Raw genomic sequence first — 22119 nt, 5'->3', positions numbered from 1 at the left:
CCGGTCCGGACCCCCATAAGCTGGAACCATGATCGATCGGGAGGTGGCTGTGCTCATCGGCCTCCAAGCCTCCGGCAAGTCCACCTTCTACCGGCGCTGCCTGGCCGCCACGCACGCGCACGTGAGCAAGGACGACTTCCCCAACGCCCGCCGCCGCCAGCACCGCCAGCTCCAGCTGATCCGCGAGGCGCTGGAGGAGGACCGGAACGTGGCCGTGGACAACACCAACGCCTCACCCGAGGAGTGGCAGCCGCTCATCGTGGCCGGCCGGGAGCACGGCGCGCGCGTGGTGGCCTACTGGTTCCCGCCCAACGTCAAGAGCTCGCTTCAGCGCAACGCCGAGCGCATGGGCCGGGCGCGGGTCCCGGAGGTGGGCGTCTTCGCGACGCTCAGACGGCTGCGCCGGCCGCGTGCGTCCGACGGGTTCGACGCGGTGTACGCGGTGGAGTTCGACGGCCGGGGCGGATTCCTGATCCGCAAACAGGAAGGCTGAGCAAACAGGAGAGCGGGCCGCACAAACGGCTGAGCGAACAGGAGAGCAGGCCGCACAAACGGGGTCAGGGGCGCCGTACGAAGGGGGCCTTCGCGAACCGGTAGGCGATCTTGGCGGCCGTCAGCCGGCGCACGTGGGCGCCGTTCCGCGCCCGGGAGACCAGCCGCTCGGCCAGCCACGGCGCCACGACCTCCACCGGATCGGCGAGGATCGCGAAGATCCGGCCCGCCCGCTCCCGTTCGGCCTCCGAGTAGCCGTACGTCAGCAGGTCGGTGACCACCATGCCGGGGCTGAGCAGACCGGCCGTGACACCGTCCGGGGCCTCCTTGGCCAGCGCCCCGGTCAGGTACGTCACGGCCCGCTTCGTCGCCCCGTAGACGCCGAGACCTGCCACGGTACGGCCGTCGCTGCCCAGCCCCTCCATGTTCCAGATGTGGCCGCCGCCCTGCCCCGCCATGCCCGCCGCCGCGACCGCGCAGCCGTTGACCGTCCCCAGCAGGTTGACCTCGACCACCGCGCGGGCCTCGCCGGCGGGCAGCCGCCACAGCGGGAGCCGGTGGTGGGAGATCCCGGCGTTGTTGACCCAGATGTCCACCCGCCCGTGCCTCCGTACGGCCTCGTCCCAGAGGTCCTGGACGCGGGCGCGGTCGGTGACGTCGGCCACGAGGGCGGGCACGCCCAGCTCGGCCTCCGCGGCGGCCACGCGGTCCGGGTCGGTGCCGCACACGGTGACCCGGTGGCCCAGCGCGACCAGCGAGCGGGCCAGGCCGAGCCCGAGGCCGCGGGTGCCGCCCGTGATCACGATCGAACGGGCCCCGCTCATACCTCGTGCTCCTTCCTGGCCGCCACGGTCGCCTCGATCGCCCCGGCGAGGAATCTGCCGACGATCTCCCGTTCCTCCGGGGTGAACGCGTCGATCGCCGCGGTGAGGTGGCGGACCAGCGGGGCGAAGAACGTGCCCGCCAGTTCGACGGCCTGCTCGTTGATGACGACCTCGACCTTGCGGCGGTCGGAGGCGTCGCGCCGCCGTCCGACGTGGCCGGCCTGTTCCAGGCGGTCGAGGAGGGCCGTGGTCGCGGGGGCGCTGAGGTTGAGCGCGGTCCCCAGTTCGCCGGGCGAGAGCGGGTGACCGGCGAGGTGGGCGTCGAGGATGACCACCAAGGCGTTCATGTCGGTCCGGTGCGACCGGTGCGCCACGGCGAATCCCTCGACGAACCGGTCGCTCTCCACGTTGAGCCGGCGGATGAGGACCATCAGGTCGTACGCCGTCATGTCACCCCTTATATTTCTATGGTGGAAGTATTCCATCATAGAAAGAAAACGTTAGACGCGGTCCGGCCCGAGGTCGTGCTGGTCGCCGGGGTGGTCGCGAGCGCCGTCCTGACCGGCCTGATCTGGCTGCTGGGCGAGCGGCTGCACGACGTCGTGCTGCTGCCCGACCAGGGCGCGTCCTGGTACTACTGGAAACTGCCCGAGCCCACCGTGTGGACCAGGCTGTCGGCCTGGGCCGGTTACGCCGCCCACCAGATCGTGTTCTGGTGGCTGATCCACTACGCCCAGACCCGGGTCCGCCGCTACTCCACGGGCCTCCACCCGATCAACGTCGTCGCCCTCGCGGTCAACGCCGGATTCATCGCCCTCCACACGCTGCAGACCCACCTGTTCTACGACGGCCTTGCCCAGGACGTGTCGATCTACAGCTCCCAGGGCTCGGTCATCCTCCTGCTGGTCGTCGTCCTCATCATGGAGAACCGGCGGCGCGGCCTGTTCCTCGGCAGGCCCGCGCCCATCAAGCGGGAGATCGTCGACTTCGCCCGCCGCTACCACGGCTACCTGTTCAGCTGGGCCGCGGTCTACACGTTCTGGTACCACCCGGCCGAGTCCACGCCCGGCCACCTGATCGGCTTCTTCTACATGTTCCTGCTGCTGCTCCAGGGCAGCCTGTTCCTCACCAGGGCGCACACCAACCGCTACTGGACGGTGGCGCTGGAGCTGGCCGTCGTGGTCCACGGCACGCTGGTGGCCGTCATGACCTCCGGCCCGGACGGGTTGTGGCCGATGTTCCTGTTCGGCTTCCTCGGCGTCTTCGTGATCACGCAGATGCACGGCCTGGGCCTGTCGCGGGCCGCCCGCTGGGTGCTGACCGGCTGCTACGCGACGGCCCTGCTCACCGTGTACGCCCTGCGCGGCGACGACGCCGGCACGAACGAGGCCGTCAGGATCCCGGCCATCGAGTACCTGCTGGTCGGCGTGCTGGCCCTGCTCGCCTGGGGAGCCGGCCGCCTGTGGTCGCTCAGAGCGGGAGCGGCAGCCGGTCGAGGAACCAGTACGCGCTGACCACCACGATCGACAGGGACACCGCGGCCACCGCCCAGCGGGCCGCGGCCGTCCGCCGCAGGAGCACCAGCAGCGGGAAGAGCACCGCGATGATCGCGAGCTGGGTCACCTCGATCCCGACGTTGAAGCTCAGCAACGACAGCAGCAGCTCCCACGACCCGCTCTCGTGGATGTCGAGCGCGCCCGCGAAACCCAGCCCGTGCATCAGGCCGAAGGCGAAGACGACCGGCAGCCGCCAGGCGCCCGGCCGGTCGCGGCCGAGAAGGTTCGCGAGCGCGACGACGACGATCGACCCGGCGATGACCGGCTCGACGATCTGGCTGGGCACGTTCACGACGCCCATCGCGGCCAGCAGGAACGTGATGCTGTGGGCCACCGTGAAGGCGGAGGCGGTGAGCACGACGTCACGCGGGCGGCGGGCGCCGATGATCAAGGTGAGCAGGAAGAAGACGTGGTCCAGGCCGAGGGCGAGGTGCTCGACGCCGAGCAGGAAGAACTCCCCGATCTGGCCGGTGGCCGCGCGTTCCCCGACGCGCAGGGTCGGGCTCTGCGCGGTCAGGACGGCCGAGCCCTTGCTGCCGTCGAGGTCGTAGCGCAGGAGCGTCTGGGTGCTGTGGACGAACGACTCGGCGTCGGGGAACAGGGCGCTGGAGATCGCCGCCTCGCCCCCGTCCGCCGGGCAGGTGTAGGCGAGGGTCAGCGTCGCGAAGGCGGCCTTGCCGCGCGGGTGCACGTCCGCCGCGCCCACCTGGCTGGGGGCGCACGGCCGGTCGTCGCGGGCGACGGCGAAGCGGCGGGTGACGTAGCCGAACACCGCGTCGCGGTTGGCCGCGAGCTGCCGGAGCTGCTCGGCGCGCTCCTTGGCCTCGTACGCCTCGGCGTAGAGCCAGGCCGACTTCATGAGCAGGTCGTACTCCAGGTCGAGCACGACCCTGACGTCGGCGGCCGTGCCGGTCACCTCGGCGTGGGCCTTCGTGGTGGCGTCGTGCGCGGCCGCGGGGGCCGGGTGCAGCAGGTCGGCCAGCGCTCCGCAGAGGATGACGGCGAGGACGACGGCGTACGGCCAGCGCCAGCGAGGCATGTCTGGTCTCTCCAGGTCAGGGGGAAGGGCGCCGCCCCGGGCGCAGGCCCGGGGCGGCGGAGGGAGCCGGATCAGCGGGTGAACCAGCGGTACATGGGCGAGTCCGGTCCCCACTTGCCGGGGCGGCCGTGCTCGTCCTTGGTGACGAAGACGCTCGGCTCGGAGGCGGTGACGCCGCCACCCGCGGAGCGTGCCGTGACGAACCAGGCGTAGGCCGTGTCGTCCTTGAGGTGCTTCCAGGTCACCGAGGCGACCTGGCCCGAGGCGGCGGTGCTCCTGCCGATGATCTTCGTGGGCTTGTAGAGCGCCAGGGAGTCGGTCTGGAAGCTCGTCGTCCGGGTGGTGAGATCGACGGGCAGGACCATGTTGTCCTCGCGCCCGTCGTAGCGGCGCAGCGGGTCGAACTCGCCGGCGCCGAAGTCGCCGAGCAGCGGGGAGTAGGTGTCCACGCTCAGCTCGGCCCGCTTGACGTTGAACTGCAGCAGCCGGAAGTAGCTCGCCCCGAACTGGAGCTGGTCGTCCGGCTTGTAGCCGCCGATCTCGGTGAGCCCGAGCCGGTCGGCCGAGACGGTGTAGAACTGGTAGTCGGCCAGCAGCTCGACCACGCCGTTGCCGACCTGGCCCACCTTCGGCTTCACATTGGTGCCCACGCCGTGCTCGTGACCGGCGAGGATGAGGAAGACGTTCGGGTTCTTCTCGACCACCGTCTTGTAGAGCATCGAGCCGTCGGGGGCGGAGAACCCGGCCCCGCGGCCGTCGGGGTTGGTGCTCGGCACGAGGTAGTCGTGGGAGAGCAGGATGCCGTTGCGGTCCGGGAACTTCTTGAAGATCGAGTCGGCCCACTCGGCCTCGTCCCTGGTCACGCCGTACGACAGGCCGACGACCACGAAGTCCAGGCCGCCCGCGGAGAACAGGTCGTAGTGGTTCTGGTTGTCGCCCTCCTTCCACGGGCCGCCGTACTTGGCGTGTTGCCAGCCGCGCGAGGCGTCCTGGTAGCGGGACGGGCCGTAGTACTTGTTGTAGATCGCCCCGGGGCCGTCCTCGGTGCCCGACTGGTTGTCGTGGTTGCCGGCGATGACGCCGTTCGGGATGCCGGCCTCGTCGAGCACGCGCTGCTGCTTCGACGACACCTCGAACTCGCCGACGACCTCGCGCTGCGTGGCCTCGTCGGCGGGCTTCCTGATGTTGTTCTCGATGATGTCGCCGGTGTGGGCGACGTAGGAGATCTTGCGCTGGTCCTTGTTGGCGGTGATCCAGTTGACGATGCCGGAGTAGGCCGACTCCCACACCGCGCGCTCCTCGGCGGTCTCCTGCTCCACCGCGCCCTCGGAGATGTACTGGGTGTCGGTGAGGTGCACGAGCGAGAAGTCGTACGTCGCGGGGTCGGCGAAGCCGTTCGGGTCACCGGCGTCGATGTCGTCGGCGAACGGGTCCTCGGCGGTCACCATGACGTGCACCTGCTGCCGGTCCACGTGGTCCTGGCCGACGACGGCCGTGAGGACCGTCTTGCCGTCGGCCGCGCCGCGGGCGCTGGTCAGCAGGTCCCACGCCTTGGCCTTGGTGTTCCACGCCCGCAGCGAGACCAGTCGTTCGGGGTCGGCGACGCCCTCCCAGCGCAGGACGGGCTGGTCCACGTGGCCCTGCACCTTGACGTCGTACCGCTGGTAGACGAGGTCACGGCCGGTGGGGGCGTCGAGCGTACGGCCGTCGCCGGGTTCGAGCCCGTCGGCCTTGACCCGCTGCTCGCCCGGCACCCGCAACGTCGTCGGCAGCGCCGGGGCCGTGCCCTGGTACGCCTCGTCCGGGCTGAGGATCTTGGCCTCGGAGAACGTGGCCGTCACCTGGCCCCCGCCCGGCTCGCCGACCTTGGCGGAGAGCGTGACGGGGTCCGACACGTCGGCGGTCCCGGAGGCGGGGGTCAGCTCAGCGGGGACGTCGGGGATGCCGGCCGACTCGAAGACGATCTCCTGGGCGGCGGTGTTGCCGAGCCCGTCGACGCCGGTGACGGCCAGGGTGTGGCGGCCCGCCTTCAGCCCGGGGCCGATCTGGACGCCGAGTTCCACGGGCTGTCCGTCGAGCTTGACGTCGGGGCCGGACACGACTCCGGAGGCGTCGTCGAGCGTGACGTCCAGGATGACGGACGCGGTGATCCGCTCGTCCGCGGCGGGGACGCTGCGCGCGACCTTCGGCGCGGAGTTGTCGGTGATCAGGACACGACTGGCCGTCTCGCCGCTGGACGACTTGGCCGCCAGGGTGTGCCGGCCGTCCTTGATCGCGGTGGTGTCCAGGTCGGCGCGCAGGCCACGGGCCGGGGCGTCCACCAGGAACTCCAGGTCGATCTCGGTCAGCGGGTTGACCGTGTCGCCGCAGTTGCCGTCGCCCATGCCGTACGAGGTCTTGAGCATCTGGCCGGCGGCGGTGCCCTGCGCCGGGGTGAGGCTGATGTTGGAGATCGTGAAGTCGTCCCGGTTGGCGCCGCAGGACGTGGGGTACGTGCCGGCCACGAAGTCGATCGTGTTCCAGCCGGGCACCAGGTACTCGTTCGGGATCGGCAGGTCCACCCGGCGGCTCACGAAGTCGCCGTCGAGCACCACCTTCTGCCCATTGACCAGCACGAAGTTCTGGTAACGCGCCTCGATCGAGTTGCTGCCCACGGTGAAGCCGAGCGTCGCCTGGCCCGAGCCGAGCGTCTGGACGACGTGCACGGCGGGGGCGTCGAGGGTGTAGCGCAGCTCGGCCTCGCGTGGGCGGGCCTGGTCGCTGCCGCAGTCGCCGTCGCCCAGGTCGTACGACGGCTTGATGTCCTTGCCCGTCACGGTGGCGCCGTCGAGGGTGAGGGCGAGGTTCGCGATCGTGAAGTCGTCGCGGTTGACGCCGCAGGACTCCTTGTAGTCGCCGGTGACGACCTTGATCGTGTTCTCGCCCGGGATCAGGAACCTGGCCGGGACCGCGATGGTCACGCGCCGGCTCGTCCAGGTGCCGCCCAGGTCGATGCGCTTGCCGTTGACCAGCAGGAAGTTGTCGTACTTGTCCTCGATCGGGTCCGCGGCCACGTCGAAGGCGAGCATGGCGGCGCCGTTGCCGAGGGTGGGCCTGGTGACCGGCTTGGCGCCGTCGACGGTCAGCGACTCGACGCCGCCCGTCCCGGCCGCCGGTACGGTCGCGTACACCGTCTTGGCGCCGGCCACGAGCGTGCCGTCGGTGGGCATCAGCCGCGGCGCGCCCGCCGGGGCGTTGTTCACCGTCACGGTGTTCCTGACGGTCGCGCCCGCGGCGGTGGCGGCGGCGATCACGTGCTCGCCGTTGGACAGCTTGGTGGTGTCCACGTCGGCGGCCAGGCCGGTGGTGCCCTGCGGGTCGGACTGCGTGAAGAACTTGAGCGTGGCGCGCTTGAGCAGCGTGGAGTTGCTGCCGCAGGAGCCGTCGCCGAAGTTGAAGGTGTACGGGTTGTCCTCGCCGTCGGCCACCTCGCCGAGCAGTTCGAGGCCCACGTCGGACAGGACGAAGTCGTCGTGGTTGAGCCCGCAGGAGGACTGGATCGTGCCGACCACGATCTCGACGGTGTTCTCGCCCTTGACCAGGTTCGCGTTCGGGATCTCGATGGTGGCCCGCTGGTTGACGAAGTCGCCGATCTCGGCCTTGTACGACCCGTTGACCAGGACGTAGCTGTGGTACTGCGCCTCGGTGGAGTTCGAGCCGACCTCGAAGGCCAGCTTGGAGACGCCGACCGTCTTCGTGGCCTCGACGGGGGCGCCGTCGATGTCGAGTTTCGTGACGCTGTCCCCGGCGGTGACCGGGACCGCGGCGACCTTCGCCGTTCCCTCCAGGTACGAGCCGGTGGCGGGGGTGAGCGCGGGCGGGGCGGCGGGGGTGCTCGTGGGGGTGGGGGTCGGGCGGCCTCGGCCCTGCTCCCCCGGGTCGGCGTACGCCGCCGTCACGATGCTGCTCACCAGCACCGCGGCGGCGGCGGTGGCGGCGGCGAGCCGTCCCTTACGCCGTAGTCCGCCCAGTAATTGTCGTGCTGCCATCGGCTGCATCGGGTCCTTCCATGACGTTCACGGGGCAGCCGATGATTCCGGCGTGCCCTTCGAGCGGACACGTTGGAGCGCACGGGTGAACGTTGTGCATGGAGAGACTGAAGGGACGGGGAACTGTCTCCTCATTCTGGTCATCTGTCATCAGACAGGAACAACCCCGACAGAAGGAGACGGCGTGACCCGCGGCCCGCGGGCCGGGTGTCACGCCGTCGTGCCGGTCAGGCTCAGCTCTGGTGCCCCGGAGCGTTCTTCCAGTCCTGGGGCTTGGCCCCGGAGGGCTTCTTCTCCGTGGTGCTGCGGCTCTGTGTCGAGGAGTTCCGGCTCTTGTCCTTGTCCTTGTCGCTACTCTTCGTCTTACGGGCCTTGTTCTGCGGCATGACGGTTCCTTCCTTCGATACGGGGAGTCAGCGGGTCGCTCGGCTCCGTAACTGCGCGTGCCCAGGGCCCGGACGGTCATACGGCAGGCCGGTCAAGGTTTCCTCAATGACCCGAAATATCCGCACATTTGCGACGGCCTCAGACCTCGATCACGACCTTCCCCGGCACACCGCGCTTGGCCCGGAACGCCTGCCCCGCCTCGGCCAGCGGGTACACCGCGCCCACGTGGGCGCGCAGCAGGCCCGCTCCCGCCTGCCTGGCCAGCTCGGCGAGCTGGACGCGATCTGGCTCGACGATGAAGAACGCCGCCCGCCCCTCCTCCGGCACGACCGGCGGCGGCGCGGTGATCGAGACGAGCACGCCACCCGGCCTGACCTTCGCCGCCGACCCGGCGAGCAGGTCGCCGCCGATCGTGTCGAAGATCAGGTCGACCGGCTCGACCGCCTCCGCGAACGACTGCCGCTCCAGGTCCACGAACTCGTGCGCGCCCAGCTCCGCCGCCAGGCCCGCGACGTTCCCCCGGCCGGTGGCGATCACGTGCGCCCCGGCCCCGCCGGGGAGCTGGACGGCGAGCGTGCCCGTGCCGCCGCCCGCGCCGTGGACGACGACAGTCCGGCCCGCCTCCAGGCCGCCGTGCGTGAACAGGCCCTGCCAGGCGGTCAGCCCGGCCAGCGGCAGCGCGGCCGCCTGGATGAAGGTCAGGCTCTCGGGGATCAGGGCCAGGTTGCGGGCCTCGACCGCCACGTACTCCGCCGCGCAGCCGTCGCGGTGCCAGTCGGTCAGGCCGAAGACACGGTCGCCGGCGGACAGGCCGGTGGTGCCGTACCTGACCTCGGACACCACGCCGGCGACCTCGTGGGCGGGTACGGACGGCGCGCGGTCGCGGCCCGCCCGGTCGGTCCACGTGCCCGGCCAGTCCAGCTCGTCCGGGACGAAACCGGCCGCGTGCACCCGCACGACCACGTCGCCGGTGGCCCCGTACGGCATGGGCGCGTCCTCAAGGACGAGCTCGCCGCCGGGCCGGTGAACGCGTGCTGCTCTCATCGTCATCGCCTTCCGTCGTTCATCGTCATCATCGGTGACAGGACGGGACAGCGGGCCGAGGTGTGACAGGGACGCGCCGGTCAGGGCCAGGCCCAGCGGATGCCGACCAGGCCGGGCTGGAGGGCCGCGGCCATCAGGTGGACGGCGTGCTGGGAGTTCAGCGTCAGCTCCGACGCCGTCAGCTCGTCGCCGCCCGGACCGCGCCGGGCGAAGCGGTGGATGCGTACCGGCAGCTCGGCCGGGTCGAAGGCCACGCGCAGCACGTACTGGCCGGCCGGGAAGCGGAAGCCGCGCTCGTAGAAGCAGGACTCGGCGCCGCTGCGGTCGGCGATCTCGTACCGCAGCACGTGGGTGTCCCCGACCCGCAGCGCGCGGTCGAACAGCAGCTCGGCCACCACCGTCGCCGTCGCGCCGTCCCTGGTGACGCGGCCGACGCGGCAGTCCTCCAGGGCGGCGACGGTGACCCGGTCCACGTCGCAGCCGGCGTCGCCGCGGTAGATCATGATGTAGCGGTCGGCGCCCTCCTCGTGCGCCTGCACCACCTGCGTGGTCTCCCGGACGGTGAGGCTGCGGTCGGGGCCGATGCGCAGCGACTCGTACATGACGGCGATGTGCAGGCGGCGGTCGTCGGCCACCGCGTCCAGCTCGTCCAGCATGGCGGCCACGACCTGCGCGGGCCGGAACAGGGTCGAGTACGCCACCCCCGGCGCCCGGCCGCGCGGCTTCGGCGGCCCGAGCAGCTCGATCAGTGAGCGCGGCGGCAGGTCGAGGATGTCCTCCAGGGCCCGTACGGCCCGCAGCGACTCCTCGCGCTCGGGCCGTCGCAGGCCCTGCTGCCAGTAGCTCAGCGTGCTCACCCCGACGTGGAGGCCGCGCTGCCCCAGCCGGTGGCGCAACCGTTCGAGGGTCAGCCCGCGCGCTCCGACCGCGGCCCGCAGGGCTACGTGAAAGGGGCCCGCGCGCAGCGCGGCCTGGAGCTCATCCGCCACGCTGTGAATGTTCACAGATTTCCACAGATTCGTCATCACTTCATGAACGTCATGAAATGTCACCTTCCACAGTGATCTGTCAGGGAAATCCGCTCCCCCTTGTACGGCCATCACCGCAGGTCGAACATCCTTCGCAGCACCCCCCAGCAGAAGGAGCGCCTATGTTCCGCCTGGCCGTGGCCCTCGCCCTAGCGGCGGCCACCTGGATCGCGAGCAGTGCCCCCGCCGACGCCGCGACCTCGTACAAGCTGAACTTCACCCAGCAGTCGCAGCAGTACTCCAACTGGTGCTGGGCCGCGACGGGCAACTCCGTCGCCGCCTACTACGGGTACTCCTACAGCCAGAACCAGTTCTGCAACCTGGCCTTCAACCGCGGCGTCAACACGAGCTGCCCGAACAACCAGGCCACCCTCGGCAACGACCAGACCGCCTTCCGCCAGATCGGCATCAACCCCGGCGTGTACGTCTACGACTACCTCACCTACGCCGCCATCGTCAGGGAGATCGACGCCGAACGCCCGATCATGGCCCGCATCCAGTGGACCAGCGGCGGCGGCCACATGGAGGTCATCTACGGCTACGACAAGACCTCGTCGTACGTGTACTGGGGCAACCCGTGGCCGTCCAGCACCCGCTACAACTGGTCCACCTACAGCTACTACGTCTCGAACTCCTCGTTCTTCTGGACCCACTCGCTCGACTACATCGGCGCGTGAAGGAGGCCACCGGTATGAAGCTCTTCGCAGCGGTCGCCGCCCTGACCGCCCTGTTCCTGTGGGTCCCGAGCCCCGCGCTGCCCGACCCCGGCGCCCCCACCCAGGCCGACATCGACGCCGCCAGGGCCGCCGCCGCGGGCGCCGGCGACACGGTCGGCCGCTTCTTCGCCGGCCAGGGCCGGCAGACCAGCCTCGCCCCCGTGGCGGCGCGCTTCGACGGGCCCACGGTCGCCGTCAACGACCTCAATCCCGACTTCGTCTCCGGGCGGTCGACGCAGATCGCCCGGTTCGCCTTCCTCGCCACCCAGGCCACCGCGCCGGACGGCCAGACAGCCTCCGTCTGGACGACCCGCGACCGCCGGGGCGCGTGGGTGGTCAGCAACATCGCCGGCGGCAGCGACGAGCAGACGTACGGGAGCCAGACCGGCACCGTGTTCCGCGAGCCGCAGCTCAACGCCTGGTACGCCCTGCGCGACGGCAGGGTCGTACCGCTCAACGCCGAGGCCACGCAGTCGCTCGGCCCGGCGGGCGTCCCCGTGGCCGACTACCGGCGGCTGGCACAACAGCGCTACGCCGCCAAGCTCCCCGGCAGCGCCTACGCCAGGGACGGCTACGCGGGCGGCTACGGCGTCCCCGGCCCGGGGGGCACCCCCCTGCCCTGGGTCGTGGGCGCCGTGGTCCTGCTCGGCGCGGGGATCACGATCCGCGTCCTGCGCGGGCGCAGCTCCTGACAAGATCATCTGTACGGCCCGCGCCTCCGTCGGCCATCTCGGACGGCGGCGCGGGCCACCCCTTTTGAGTAGCGATTACTCATGCCGTCCATCGGCACGCGGCCCGACCATGGCGGGACAGCTGCTCATCCACGAGGGGGGACGACCATGGCAGACATCCACAGCGGGGCGGCGGCGGGTCCGCCGTCCCCGCCTACCGCGCCGGTGCTGGACAACTCCGCGCGAGAGGTGCTGAAGGGGACGCTCGTACCGCTGCGGGTGCCCACGGCGCACGACGACGCGGGCGGCGGCATCGTCAAGCTGGGGGCGGTCCGGCAGCTCGCGCTGTCCCCCGGCGACACCGACGAGGTACGCGACCGCCTCCAGGGCGCCGGGCGCACACCTCCGGGCGTCTCGGCGGAGGCGTTCGACCTGCTCAAGGGCTTCGAGTGGCAGCCGGTCGCGGCGCCGCGCCCCGACCCGGCCGCGCTGTCGCGGGTGCCGGCCGCCGAGCTGGCCCTGTTCGCCGGGACGCTCATCGAGCTGCGCGCCGAACGCCTGCGCGAGGCGGAGAGCGCGGGCGAGCGGGACGCGGCCGTCCGGGCCGCGCAGGCGCTCAACACCGCCGCGGTGGCCCTGCGCGGCCTGACGGTCAACACCGCCGCGCCGCCCATCGGCCTGCTCAACCTCGAACGCATCGAGATGGTCCCGATCGGGATCCAGCGTGGCGAGCTCGTCTCGACCATCCCGCTCGCCCCCGGCGAGCAGACGGCGGTCACGCACAAGGAGTGGTCGGTCACCTCGAAGGAGTTCACCACCATCGTGACGGACTCGCTGGAGGAGGTCAGCGAGACGGGCGTGACCGACAACACCGACCTGTCGCAGTCGACGTCGTCGCAGAGCCAGCACTCCAACCAGTTCAACATCACCGGCACGGTCCAGGGCGGCATCCCGATCATCTCCGGCTCCAGCACCACCGGGTTCACCGCGCAGAGCTCGGAGTCGGCCTCGGCCGCCGAGAGCATCAAGCACGCCCGCGCCACGACGCAGAAGGCGTCCTCGCGCTCCCGCCGCGAGCACAAGGTGACCATCTCCACGACCACCGTGACGGGCTCGGAGGAGACCTCGACCCGCGTGCTGAAGAACACGGGGAACGACCCCGTCCGGATCGACTACTTCAGCCTGATGCGCAAGTGGCGGGTCAGGCTCTACCGGTACGGGCTGCGCCTGACGTACGACATCGCGGTGCCGGAGCCGGGGGCGTCGATGCGGCGGGCGTACGCGGAGCTCGAACTGCTGCGCGCGCAGCAGGGCCCGTTCGTGTTCCCGGTCAGGCACTCCGACATCACCACCGACCTGGTGGACCAGAACGGCGACCCGTCCCCGACCGGCGTCCCGAAGTACCAGTGGCTGGCCGATCGGCACGGCGTCACCGTACGGCCGCACCCGGAGGAGCCGACGCCCCTGACGGTCAGCTCGCACGTCAACACCGACGGCAACTGGTGGTTCCTGGACCTGGAGTTCGACGTGCCCGGCGGCACGCACATCCGGGAGATCATGCTGGACGCCCAGGTCGGCAAGGACGACTCCGACGACAAGATGAACTTCGACGTCATCGGCGCCCGCTCCGAGCCGACCTGGCGCAACCTGTCGGACGCGCTGATCATCCGCGACCACCGGATCATGTCGTTCGACGGCACGACGCCCTACATGCGCGGCTTCACCGGCCGCCACAAGATCACCTTCTTCTTCCACCACTCCGAGCGGGTGTTCGTCGGGCTCGGCGTACGGCTCGACCTCACCTCCGAGGCCGTCGAGCAGTGGCGCACCGACGTCTGGAACACGCTCTACAACGCGGCCCAGACCAGGTACTTCGCCGAGCAGGAGGACATCGCCGCGCGCATCGCGGCCATCGAGGAGAAGCTGGCCAACGTCGACACCCTGACGCTGCGGCGCGAGGAGAGCGACGAGATCATGAAGTGCGTCCTGCGGTTCATCCTCGGGAGCGACTTCGACTTCATGCCGGCCGACGTCCTGGCCGCCTTCCTCGCCGCGCACGTGGACCTCCAGCACGGCATCGGCTTCGACGGCCCGAGCCTCGGCCTCAGCCCGGAGCAGTGGTCGCTGCTGCGGCGGCACGAGGACCTGGTGCGCTTCATCAACCAGGCGATCGAGTGGGAGAACGTGGTGACGTTCCTCTACTCCTACTTCTGGGACGTACCGCCGAGCTGGCCGTTCATCCGGCAGTTGCGGCATCCCGACCCGACCAGGCAGGCGTTCCTGCGGGCCGGCAGCGCGCGGATCGTGCTCACCGTACGCAAGGGCTGGGAGGAGGAGTGGATGCGCTTCGCCGAAGGGGGCGCGGTCGGCGCGCCGGTCCCGGGGCCGTACCTGACGATCGCGCAGGAGATCGCGGCCTACGACGACCGCAACTATCCCGGCATCCCGCCCGCCAACCCCGAACGGGCGGCCACCCGGATCCAGGACGCGGCCTTCACCACGTCGTCGTCGGACCTCGCGCCGAGCCCGAACCCGGTGAACATCAAGGTCGGCAACAGCTCGGCGTTCGTCGTCGGGCTGCCGGTCGTACTGGACGTGGAGGACGACCGCCGCATCCAGGAGGCGCAGGTCGTCGTCGCGATCCCGGACGCCACGCACATCGTGGTCGAACGCCTGAGCTTCGCCCACCGCGGCACGCAGTCCCCCGTGCCGATCCTCCAGCCGGGCGAGAAGGGCGCGCTCATCGCCGAATGGCACGAGTACACGCCGTCGTCCGGCACGGACATCGCGCTCACGTCCAACCTCGCGACGATCTCGTAGGGCGGCCGGCCCGATGACGTACTTCTGCTTCCAGAGGAGCCAGAACGACCGGGTCTCCCGCGTCTCGCTCAACGTGGGCGAGGAGACCCAGCCGATGATGTGGAAGGGGGAGAAACCCGATGACAACGTGCATGCCGTGCTCTTCCACCACGACCCGGGGCGGGTGTTCCTGGAGGAGACCCGGGCCTCCTACAACCCGCAAAGCTCGTACCGGGTGTTCGCGCTGACCGGCAGGACACCGGGATCGGGCCGCTTCGAGGCCGTCGAGGTGCCGCGTACGGGCGCCCTGAGGACGCTCGGCCAGTTCGACCTCGACGTCCGGGACGCCGTTGCCGAGGCCGACCTCGTCTACACCGGCAAGTTCCTCTACTGGCGCAGATCCATGCCCGCCGCCCTCCGGGGAGCCGGCCCCCTCCTGTACGCCGCCACCTCGGGCCTGGTGGGACACCAGATCGGCACCATGCAGAACAGCAAGGACCACGGCCCGCTGCCCGAGGGCCTGTACTCGTTCCTCACCCACATCGACCCCCGCCAGGGCTCGATCGAGGCGGCGAACCAGCGGGGCGACAAGGCCGTCGCCAACCCGGAGGAGGGCCTGCAGTTCCTCCCCGTGGGCGGCAACGGCCCGGTCTTCCCCGACTGGGGCACCTTCCGCGTCCGGCTCACCCCGATCAAGGGCAACATGTTCGGGCGCGGCGGCTTCTACCTGCACAACTCACACAAGGGCTACAGCCACGGCTGCATCGAGGTCGGCGTGAACGCCGACGGCCTCGACTTCTTCTCGGGCCTGCTGGCCTACGCCGGCAGCCAGCCGCGCAAGCCGAAGCTCGTGCTGCGGGTCAAGTACTCCTACCCGGAGACGCTCACCCTGGGCAAGACACTGCGCTGACACCCGGGGGTGGGCTGCGCCGCCGCCGGTCGGCCGAAGACGGCGGCGGCCTCAGCGTTGCGCCGACCGTCCTGTTTGTCACCACCGGCAGCGGGCGCGGGCGGCGGAGACCGTCACCTCGTGGGTGTCGTCGGCCTTGACGGGCTGGTTGCCGACCAGGACGGTGAGCCGGCCGGGGGCCGGGACCGTCCAGGTGCCCAGCGGGGCCCAGCGGCCTCGGTAGGCGCGCTGGTCCACCGTGACCGGCGGGCCGAGGTGCGGCGCGTTGGTGTTGTTGTCGTCCAGGTAGTAGAAGGCGAGGCCGGTCGAGCGGGGGTCGTCGGGGATGTGCACGTCGATGGTGCAGCGGGCGCCGCCGCGCGTGTCGAAGTACCAGTTGACGCCCTGGTTGAAGTGGGCCGGCTCGTTCCCGACCCGCAGCGCCAGGGCCGCGCCCTCGCAGCCGTCGCGCTTCCAGCCGCCGCCGACGGGACGCCAGGCGGGGTCGGCGTAGAACCACTCCGCCACGCATCGGGGCCCGTGCACGGCGCTCCACCGTACGGGGCCGGTGGGTGCGGGCCCGGGCGGAGGCTGCGTCACCACGCCGCCCCCGGGGGCCCCGGACGCGGTCGCCGGGGTCGCCGGGGTCGTGGCAACGGAGGTCGGCGTGGCACCGGCGGGCGCGATGGTGGCAGTCGTGGTGCTGGTGGCGGTCGTGGTGCTGGTGGCGGTCGTGGTGCTGGTGGCGGTCGTGGTGCTGGTGGCGGTGCTGGGGTTGGGAGTGGAGGGCTTGGTGAGGCGGGGGAGCATGATCGCGGCGGTCGCGCCGACGGCCGCGATGACGGCGCCCGCCGCCAGCGCCCGCCCCGCCCAGGACGCCCCCGCACGCCGCGTCACCGCCCCCGTCGGTACGTCCTCCTCAAGGCCTACGGCCCCCACGAGCGCCTGATACTCCTCGTCATCACCCCAGGACCACGGCCCAGCGGCTTCCCCGGCGGTGTTCGCGGCGAGGGATGCCACCTGGTCGGCGGTGATTCGGTCCGCCGGGTTCCGGGCGGCGCAGCGGCCGATCAGCTCCGCCAGTCGCGGATCCACGCCGCCCACGTCGATGTCGGCGTTCAGGCTGCTGTAGAGCACCGCCATCGGCTCGCCCCGGCCGAAGGGCGGACGGCCCGTGGCCGCGTACGCGATCGTGCCGGCCAGCGCGAAGACGTCCGCCGCCGCCGTGATCGGCTCACGCCGTACGGCCTCGGGGGCGATGTAGCCCGGCGTGCCGACGATCTCCCCCGACGTCGTGATCGTGCTCTGGCCGGGGGACCGCGCGATGCCGAAGTCGATCAGCCGCGGCCCCTCGGGCGACAGGATGACGTTGTGCGGCTTGAGATCGCGGTGCTGCACGCCGTGCCCATGTACGTCGGCCAGCGCGGCGGCCAGCCCCGCGAGCAGGCGCAGGCACAGCCCGTACGACAGCGGCCCCCGCTCCGACACCGCCCGCAACAACGTCGGCCCCCGCACGTACGCGGTCGCCAGCCAGTACGGCGGCGTCGTCACCCGGGCGTCCACCAGCGGCGCCACGTACGGGCTGCGCAGGCCGCGCAGCGTGGCCACCTCCCGGCGGAAGCGTTCCATGGCCTCGGCGTCGGCCGGGTCGTGCCGGATCACCTTGATCGCCAGCAGGCCCCGACGGCGGCTCCTGGCCAGGTAGACGACACCCATGCCGCCCGCGCCGATCCGTCCGAGCAGCCGATGACCGCCGATCTCGGACGGATCCGTCGCCTGTAACGCCTGCACGCTCATCGCAATCGATCATGACAGACCGGCCGGTCGGAAGGGAGCCCCCGAGCCCCCGTCACCCTGCGCCCGTCACCCCCTGCCGCCGACCTCCCCGCCTCCGACGGGGAGCAGGCCGCGGTCGGCGAAGACCTTCCTCGCCACGAACGTGGCGTTGATCGCGCGCGGCATGCCGCAGTAGACGGCGGAGTGCAGCAGGGCCTCGGTGATCTCAACAGGGGTCAGGCCGACGTTGAGCGCGGCGTTGACGTGCACGTCAAGCTGAGGTTCGCAGCCGCCGAGCGCGGTGAGCATGCCGAGGGTCACCAACTGGCGGTCGCGGGGGGCGAGGCCGGGACGGTCGTAGATCTCGCCGAAGGCCCAGCCGACCACCTGGCGGGCCAGTTCGGGCGAGACGTCGGCGAGGGAGTCCACGACTCGCTGCCCGGCCTCGCCGTCGATCTCCCGCAGCACCTTCAGGCCGTGCTCGTACTGCTGTTCCCGGTGGGTTCCGGTGTCAAGGTTCGTCATGCGGTGAACCATAGGAGTTCGAGCGCGCTCAAAGGCAAATCTGACATCTACCCAGATAGTCAGATCTGATCGCCCAAATCACTCGACCGCCATTCTTTGGGCTCTACGGAAAATTCATCCGCCTTTCACCGTAATTCATCGGTACCGCAATGTCCGACTTATTCGACACCCACCCTGTTCGCTCCAGATATCGCGATACTTCGTGTTTACTCGGGGTTGGTGAACACCACGATCCCGTCATTCTCACCGGCCCGCCGCCACCCCAGCCGCTCATAAAGGCGAATGGCGTCAGGAGCGCCCGTCGAGGTCAGCAACCAGCTACGGTCGCCGCCGCACAGCAGGTCCAGGATGCGCCCCGCCAGCCCCCGTCCGCGGGCGTGCGGGGCCACCGCCAGCTCGTCCACCTGCAGCGCCCCCACGAGAAACCGGTCCACCCCTTCCGGACCGAGCGCCGCCAGCACCTTGCCGTAGCTGCGCGCGACCGGCAGCGGCGACGCCGTCGTCCAGGCCGTCCCGAACCCGCAGAGCCCCGTGTCCCCGAAGGCCAGTACGGCACGGAAACCCGGCCGCGCGGCGTCGACGGCGAACCGGTCACCGAAGTCGGCGACCTCGCCCTCGCCCTCGTTCCACGGCGGCCCGGTGAACACCTCGCGGTAGAGGTCCATCAGCTCCGCGCGCCGCCCGAGCGCCTCGTCGCCGGTCATCAGTTCCAGCCGTACTTCCGTACGATTCACCATCCGAACCTCACTGTCTAGTTCGCGTACGACAGTGACGATAGCGGACGTACGGCTAAACCGGCACCCGGGCGCCCGGCCCGCCGGCCGCTCGCGGCGCATGCTCCGACAGGGCCGCGTCTTATGGACGACAGTGCTAGGGATTTATCGAGTCACAGTAAAGCGACACCACCGCTTCTTATGCCGAAAAAACTGGACAAGTCGGCTGTAGGGCCCTCGTAAATCTGGTCAAGCTTTAGCAGCTCATGCCTGTCTTGTCAGAACTCGGAACTCAATGCGCGGGTAAGACTGCTCATGCCGGAGACCGACGGCAGTCGACATGTCCCGCGGCGGTTCCCAAAACCTCTGAACGGAAAGTGCGATGAAATCAACTATGAAGAAGCCGGCGGCGGTGCTCGCCACGAGCGCGCTGCTGCTGCTCGGTGGCGGCCAGATGCCGGCGCAGGCCGGCACTGCCACCACCGCGTCGTATCAGAGCCCGACCGGGGAGAAGCCGGTCCTGAGGGGCCACTGCGGCTGGCGCCACTGCGGTCCTCGCTGGTGGTGGGGTCCGCGCTGGGGCGGCTGGTGGGGCGGCGGCCACGACCACGACCACGACCATGGCCACCACCACGGCGTTCGCGGTCCGCAGGGCGAGCGCGGTCCGCAGGGCCCTCCCGGCCGGCCGGTGAAGGACCGCCACGACCACGACCACGACAATGACCACGTCGACGACAACGACAAGGACGACCGCGGGCACCACGGGGACGACGACGACTGGGGCGAGTGGGGCGAGAACTTCGACGGGGGCTTCTGAACCAGTCCTCGGCGACGTTCCCGCTGAGACATCCGCACGCTGAAACGGCGGGGTTCCCCGGCGACATGACGCATACCGGCCACCGGACGAAGACCGGCTCCCGGTCCGGTGACCGGCCACGCGCCACGTCTCCCGGCGAACCCCGCCGCCAGCGCCGACAGCAGCCCTCCCGACCGCACCTCACCCCAGGCCGAAGCCCTCCGACACCCCCGCCAAGAACACCCCGTCCGCCACCCCACCCGCCAGACCTCAAGCGTCTCCCCAGCCCCCTCGCGCCCCACCCGAAGCGCCTTCCCGCCCCCCGCGGACCGTCCTTGCGAATCGGGAAACGGACGGTAATGCCTTTTCTCACCGCCTGGGCTATGGTCGGCCTTATGACGGGACCGTGGAGAACCACACGAGGCCCCATCGCGCTGTGCTGCGTGGTGGGCCTGGTTCTGCTGTCCCTGCTGGTCGCCGGCCCCTCCTACGCCGACGACCAGACATCCGCGCACCCCTTCTCCTCCGGCCACGAGTGGAACCCGGACAAGGGCGGCGACCGGATGCCGAGCCTGCCGCCCCAGGCGTCCAGCGGCCGTGAGCACCACATGCTCTCGCTCTGGCCGCCGCTGCGCGGCATGCGCCACGCCGAGGCCGCCCATCTCACGCTGCTCCCGGCGCCCGGCACGGACGCGGCCGCGATCCGCGATCCGCAGCAGATCGGGCACCGCACGGCGGGCTCGCGCAGCCCGCCGCTGATCTAGCTCTCCTCCTTCACGAGTCGCCGCCTCCCGGCCGTGCCAAGCGCGCCGCGGGGCCGGTCGTCGCGTGTGCCCGGCCTTCGCGTGCCGGGTGCTCGTGCTGCCCGGCGCCCGCGGGTTCCCGTACGGCCCGAGGGCGCCGCCGTGGCGTTTCCCGGATACGGGACACGCCCTTTCTCTCGTCCTTCGCGTACGAGTCCCGCGTACGAGTCTTCCGCGTACGAGCAAGGAGCGATCATCGTCATGTCCGACGTCGGATCAGTCCATGAACACTCACCGCGACCACCCGCGGTCCACCGCGCCCATGTGGTGCTCGACCTGGGCACCTCGCGCACCCGTTCGCTGTCCCTGGACGGGTTCGCCATCGCCGACCGGCCCTCGGCGGTCGTCGTCCCGTCGCCGGAGAGCGCGGCCGGGATGCCGGTCCGCCCGATCCGGCGCGGCATGGTCGTCGACCCGGGGGCCTGCCTGCGGCTCGTGCATCTCGTGCTGCAGGACGCCTGGCTCTCCGGAGGCAGGCCGCTGGAGCACGTGATGGCCGGGGTGCCGAGGGCGGCGACGGGCAGCGACCGCCAGGCGGTGCGCACGGCCGTCGCGGAGGCGGCCGGCTGCGAGGTGACGCTGGTCGAGGCGCCGCTGGCGGCCGCCGCCGGCGCGGGTGTGGACATCGCGGGTCCCGGGCCGTACCTGGTGCTGGACGTGGGGGCGGGCATCGTCGAGGTCGTCGTCGTCAGCGGCGGCGTCGTCACCGACGCCGCGGCGCTCCAGCTCAGCGCAACGACCAGCACCGGCCTGCTGCCGGACGCGCTGGACGGCGTCGTGGAGATGACGGCCGGCCTGCTGCGCCGCCAGCCCGCCCACCTCCGTCCGGCGGCCCGCGCCAACGGCCTGACCGTCACGGGCGGGGGCGCGCTGCAGACGCGGCTGCTCGACCGCCTGCACACGGCCCTTCGTACGCAGGTCAACGCCACGCCGGAGCCTCAGCACGCCACCATCCGCGGCCTGCTGCGCCTGTGCCTGCGCCCGGCGGCGCCCGTAATCGCCCTCTGAATCCCCGCACCACCCGCGGAAAGGAACATTCGATGACCGACCACCTCAGCACCGTGCAGCTCCAGTCCCTGCGTCAGGACATCGACGAGCAGCTGGAGCGGCGTTCCCGCCACCTGCTGGGCCTCCAGGCCGCGGCCGAGGACGGCAGCGGCGCCGACGGCACCTGGCAGGAGCTGCTGGTCTCGCTCGCCACCGCCGACCGGGCCATCGCCGAGCTCACCCAGGCTCTCGACCGGCTGTCCACCGGCGCGTACGGCCGCTGCTCGCACTGCGAGGCGGGCATCCCGTTCGAACGGCTCAAGATCCGCCCGCTGGCCCGCTTCTGCATCAACTGCCAGCGCCGGCAGGAAGCCGCCTGACCACCGGGGCCGGCCGCCCGCGTCCCCCGGCGCGGGCGGCCGGTTCCGGGCCCGCTTGGACAGAAATATGCAGACCGGTCTAGTATGAGCCGCATGGCGGTCAAAGGCGACGAGACGCGGGCAAGGATCATCGCGGCGGCCCGGACGCTGGTGGAGGCCCAAGGCTCCCACGGCACCGGCCTCAACGAGGTGCTCGCGGTGGCCGGCGCCCCCCGAGGCTCGCTCTACCACCACTTCCCCGGCGGCAAGGACCAACTCGTCGGCGAGGCGCTCACCGCCGCCGGGCGGGAGGTCGACGCCATGATCGCCGACCTGGCCGACACGGTCCCCGACGTCCGCGAGCTGGTCCCGGCCCTCCTGGACGCGCTGGCCGACAGGATGGTCGCGGCCGATTACGCCAAGGGCTGCCCGGTGGCGACCGTGGCCCTGGAGGTCGCCTCGTCCAACGAGCACTTGCAGCGGATCTGCGGCGGCATCTACGAGGGCTGGCAACGGCGGCTGGCCGACGCCCTGCGCGGCGGCGGGCACGAGGCGGCCGACGACCTCGCGGCGACCGTGCTCGCACTGGTCGAAGGCTCGCTGGTGCTGGCCCGCGCGGGCCGTAGCCGCCTTCCTGTCGAACGGGCCCGCCGTCAGCTCGTCAGGCTGCTGGCGTGAGCGGGCGGT

21 protein-coding genes are annotated in these 22119 nt (G+C 71.1%); 11 read left to right on the top strand and 10 right to left on the bottom strand.

The features are described from left to right. Positions 1-28 precede the first annotated feature (28 nt). Positions 29-493, top strand: a complete 465-nt coding sequence (locus tag DMB42_RS19080) for an ATP-binding protein (protein WP_125636308.1) — start codon at positions 29-31, stop codon at positions 491-493. A gap of 64 nt (positions 494-557) precedes the next feature. On the opposite strand, the gene DMB42_RS19075 is transcribed toward DMB42_RS19080, so the two are convergent. Further along, a complete protein-coding gene (locus DMB42_RS19075; protein ID WP_125636307.1) occupies positions 558-1316 on the bottom strand; it encodes an SDR family oxidoreductase in 759 nt (252 codons plus the stop codon). Then, complete coding sequence (locus DMB42_RS19070; protein ID WP_125636306.1) at positions 1313-1765, bottom strand: MarR family winged helix-turn-helix transcriptional regulator; 453 nt, start codon at positions 1763-1765, stop codon at positions 1313-1315. Before DMB42_RS19070 ends, DMB42_RS19075 begins: the two co-directional genes overlap by 4 nt. A gap of 75 nt (positions 1766-1840) precedes the next feature. Here DMB42_RS19070 and DMB42_RS19065 point away from each other — a divergent pair, with 75 nt between their 5' ends. Further along, positions 1841-2830 (top strand): hypothetical protein, encoded by a 990-nt coding sequence (locus DMB42_RS19065; protein ID WP_260477773.1) that lies wholly within the window; start codon positions 1841-1843, stop codon positions 2828-2830. Here the strand turns inward: DMB42_RS19065 and DMB42_RS19060 are convergent. The 5 genes from DMB42_RS19060 to DMB42_RS19045 all read right to left on the bottom strand — a co-directional run bounded on the left by DMB42_RS19060 (position 2787) and on the right by DMB42_RS19045 (position 10359). After that, positions 2787-3911: a HupE/UreJ family protein gene (locus DMB42_RS19060; protein ID WP_125636305.1), complete on the bottom strand. Its 1125-nt coding sequence runs from the start codon at positions 3909-3911 to the stop codon at positions 2787-2789. The two genes, DMB42_RS19065 and DMB42_RS19060, sit on opposite strands and share 44 nt — an antisense overlap. A gap of 71 nt (positions 3912-3982) precedes the next feature. After that, positions 3983-7948: a metallophosphoesterase gene (locus tag DMB42_RS19055; RefSeq protein ID WP_125636304.1), complete on the bottom strand. Its 3966-nt coding sequence runs from the start codon at positions 7946-7948 to the stop codon at positions 3983-3985. A 224-nt stretch (positions 7949-8172) separates the two neighbouring features. Next, complete coding sequence (locus tag DMB42_RS53265) at positions 8173-8325, bottom strand: hypothetical protein (RefSeq protein WP_185844739.1); 153 nt, start codon at positions 8323-8325, stop codon at positions 8173-8175. 139 nt (positions 8326-8464) lie between these two features. Continuing rightward, positions 8465-9370 carry an NADP-dependent oxidoreductase gene (locus DMB42_RS19050; RefSeq protein ID WP_125636303.1) on the bottom strand — a complete coding sequence of 302 codons (906 nt, stop codon included), beginning with the start codon at positions 9368-9370 and terminating at the stop codon, positions 8465-8467. A gap of 80 nt (positions 9371-9450) precedes the next feature. After that, positions 9451-10359 carry a hypothetical protein gene (locus DMB42_RS19045; RefSeq protein WP_221762232.1) on the bottom strand — a complete coding sequence of 303 codons (909 nt, stop codon included), beginning with the start codon at positions 10357-10359 and terminating at the stop codon, positions 9451-9453. A 161-nt stretch (positions 10360-10520) separates the two neighbouring features. On the opposite strand from DMB42_RS19045, the gene DMB42_RS19040 reads away from it, so the two are divergent. The 4 genes from DMB42_RS19040 (at position 10521) to DMB42_RS19025 (ending at position 15494) form a co-directional block, all read left to right on the top strand. Further along, entirely contained in the window at positions 10521-11075 is a 555-nt protein-coding gene (locus DMB42_RS19040) for a papain-like cysteine protease family protein (protein WP_125636301.1), read from the top strand. Between the two features lie 14 nt (positions 11076-11089). Then, a complete protein-coding gene (locus DMB42_RS19035) occupies positions 11090-11806 on the top strand; it encodes a hypothetical protein (RefSeq protein ID WP_125636300.1) in 717 nt (238 codons plus the stop codon). Positions 11807-11953: 147 nt separating this feature from the next. Continuing rightward, positions 11954-14605 carry a hypothetical protein gene (locus DMB42_RS19030; protein WP_125636299.1) on the top strand — a complete coding sequence of 884 codons (2652 nt, stop codon included), beginning with the start codon at positions 11954-11956 and terminating at the stop codon, positions 14603-14605. Positions 14606-14618: 13 nt separating this feature from the next. Continuing rightward, positions 14619-15494, top strand: a complete 876-nt coding sequence (locus tag DMB42_RS19025) for a hypothetical protein (RefSeq protein ID WP_125636298.1) — start codon at positions 14619-14621, stop codon at positions 15492-15494. A 78-nt stretch (positions 15495-15572) separates the two neighbouring features. Here DMB42_RS19025 and DMB42_RS19020 read toward each other — a convergent pair whose 3' ends face one another. The 3 genes from DMB42_RS19020 to DMB42_RS19010 form a co-directional block, all read right to left on the bottom strand. Then, entirely contained in the window at positions 15573-17270 is a 1698-nt protein-coding gene (locus DMB42_RS19020) for a serine/threonine-protein kinase (RefSeq protein ID WP_125636297.1), read from the bottom strand. Between the two features lie 66 nt (positions 17271-17336). Next, positions 17337-17774, bottom strand: a complete 438-nt coding sequence (locus DMB42_RS19015) for a carboxymuconolactone decarboxylase family protein (RefSeq protein ID WP_125636296.1) — start codon at positions 17772-17774, stop codon at positions 17337-17339. A gap of 206 nt (positions 17775-17980) precedes the next feature. Continuing rightward, positions 17981-18511 (bottom strand): GNAT family N-acetyltransferase, encoded by a 531-nt coding sequence (locus DMB42_RS19010; protein WP_185844738.1) that lies wholly within the window; start codon positions 18509-18511, stop codon positions 17981-17983. A 358-nt stretch (positions 18512-18869) separates the two neighbouring features. Here DMB42_RS19010 and DMB42_RS53260 point away from each other — a divergent pair, with 358 nt between their 5' ends. The 5 genes from DMB42_RS53260 to DMB42_RS18985 all read left to right on the top strand — a co-directional run bounded on the left by DMB42_RS53260 (position 18870) and on the right by DMB42_RS18985 (position 22110). After that, positions 18870-19304 (top strand): hypothetical protein, encoded by a 435-nt coding sequence (locus DMB42_RS53260; protein ID WP_185844737.1) that lies wholly within the window; start codon positions 18870-18872, stop codon positions 19302-19304. A gap of 374 nt (positions 19305-19678) precedes the next feature. Continuing rightward, positions 19679-20047 (top strand): hypothetical protein, encoded by a 369-nt coding sequence (locus DMB42_RS19000; protein WP_125636294.1) that lies wholly within the window; start codon positions 19679-19681, stop codon positions 20045-20047. 240 nt (positions 20048-20287) lie between these two features. Continuing rightward, a complete protein-coding gene (locus DMB42_RS18995; RefSeq protein WP_125636293.1) occupies positions 20288-21094 on the top strand; it encodes a rod shape-determining protein in 807 nt (268 codons plus the stop codon). Positions 21095-21126: 32 nt separating this feature from the next. Then, entirely contained in the window at positions 21127-21453 is a 327-nt protein-coding gene (locus DMB42_RS18990) for a TraR/DksA C4-type zinc finger protein (RefSeq protein WP_125636292.1), read from the top strand. Positions 21454-21546: 93 nt separating this feature from the next. Next, entirely contained in the window at positions 21547-22110 is a 564-nt protein-coding gene (locus DMB42_RS18985; RefSeq protein ID WP_125636291.1) for a TetR/AcrR family transcriptional regulator, read from the top strand. The last annotated feature ends 9 nt before the right edge of the window (positions 22111-22119 follow it).

The organism is Nonomuraea sp. WAC 01424 (genome assembly GCF_003947315.1).
GTDB classification, from domain to species: Bacteria; Actinomycetota; Actinomycetes; order Streptosporangiales; family Streptosporangiaceae; genus Nonomuraea; species Nonomuraea spiralis.
Note: the sequence above shows the minus strand (reverse complement) of the source record. Positions and strands in the feature narration are given on the sequence as shown.

Coding starts and splice junctions, on each gene's coding strand:
- DMB42_RS19080 (WP_125636308.1), top strand. CDS start 29: ATGATCGATCGGGAGGTGGCTGTGCTCATCGGCCTCCAAGCCTCCGGC.
- DMB42_RS19075 (WP_125636307.1), bottom strand. CDS start 1,316: ATGAGCGGGGCCCGTTCGATCGTGATCACGGGCGGCACCCGCGGCCTC.
- DMB42_RS19070 (WP_125636306.1), bottom strand. CDS start 1,765: ATGACGGCGTACGACCTGATGGTCCTCATCCGCCGGCTCAACGTGGAG.
- DMB42_RS19060 (WP_125636305.1), bottom strand. CDS start 3,911: ATGCCTCGCTGGCGCTGGCCGTACGCCGTCGTCCTCGCCGTCATCCTC.
- DMB42_RS19055 (WP_125636304.1), bottom strand. CDS start 7,948: ATGCAGCCGATGGCAGCACGACAATTACTGGGCGGACTACGGCGTAAG.
- DMB42_RS53265 (WP_185844739.1), bottom strand. CDS start 8,325: ATGCCGCAGAACAAGGCCCGTAAGACGAAGAGTAGCGACAAGGACAAG.
- DMB42_RS19050 (WP_125636303.1), bottom strand. CDS start 9,370: ATGAGAGCAGCACGCGTTCACCGGCCCGGCGGCGAGCTCGTCCTTGAG.
- DMB42_RS19040 (WP_125636301.1), top strand. CDS start 10,521: ATGTTCCGCCTGGCCGTGGCCCTCGCCCTAGCGGCGGCCACCTGGATC.
- DMB42_RS19035 (WP_125636300.1), top strand. CDS start 11,090: ATGAAGCTCTTCGCAGCGGTCGCCGCCCTGACCGCCCTGTTCCTGTGG.
- DMB42_RS19030 (WP_125636299.1), top strand. CDS start 11,954: ATGGCAGACATCCACAGCGGGGCGGCGGCGGGTCCGCCGTCCCCGCCT.
- DMB42_RS19025 (WP_125636298.1), top strand. CDS start 14,619: ATGACGTACTTCTGCTTCCAGAGGAGCCAGAACGACCGGGTCTCCCGC.
- DMB42_RS19020 (WP_125636297.1), bottom strand. CDS start 17,270: ATGAGCGTGCAGGCGTTACAGGCGACGGATCCGTCCGAGATCGGCGGT.
- DMB42_RS19015 (WP_125636296.1), bottom strand. CDS start 17,774: ATGACGAACCTTGACACCGGAACCCACCGGGAACAGCAGTACGAGCAC.
- DMB42_RS19010 (WP_185844738.1), bottom strand. CDS start 18,511: ATGGTGAATCGTACGGAAGTACGGCTGGAACTGATGACCGGCGACGAG.
- DMB42_RS53260 (WP_185844737.1), top strand. CDS start 18,870: ATGAAATCAACTATGAAGAAGCCGGCGGCGGTGCTCGCCACGAGCGCG.
- DMB42_RS19000 (WP_125636294.1), top strand. CDS start 19,679: ATGACGGGACCGTGGAGAACCACACGAGGCCCCATCGCGCTGTGCTGC.
- DMB42_RS18995 (WP_125636293.1), top strand. CDS start 20,288: ATGTCCGACGTCGGATCAGTCCATGAACACTCACCGCGACCACCCGCG.
- DMB42_RS18990 (WP_125636292.1), top strand. CDS start 21,127: ATGACCGACCACCTCAGCACCGTGCAGCTCCAGTCCCTGCGTCAGGAC.
- DMB42_RS18985 (WP_125636291.1), top strand. CDS start 21,547: ATGGCGGTCAAAGGCGACGAGACGCGGGCAAGGATCATCGCGGCGGCC.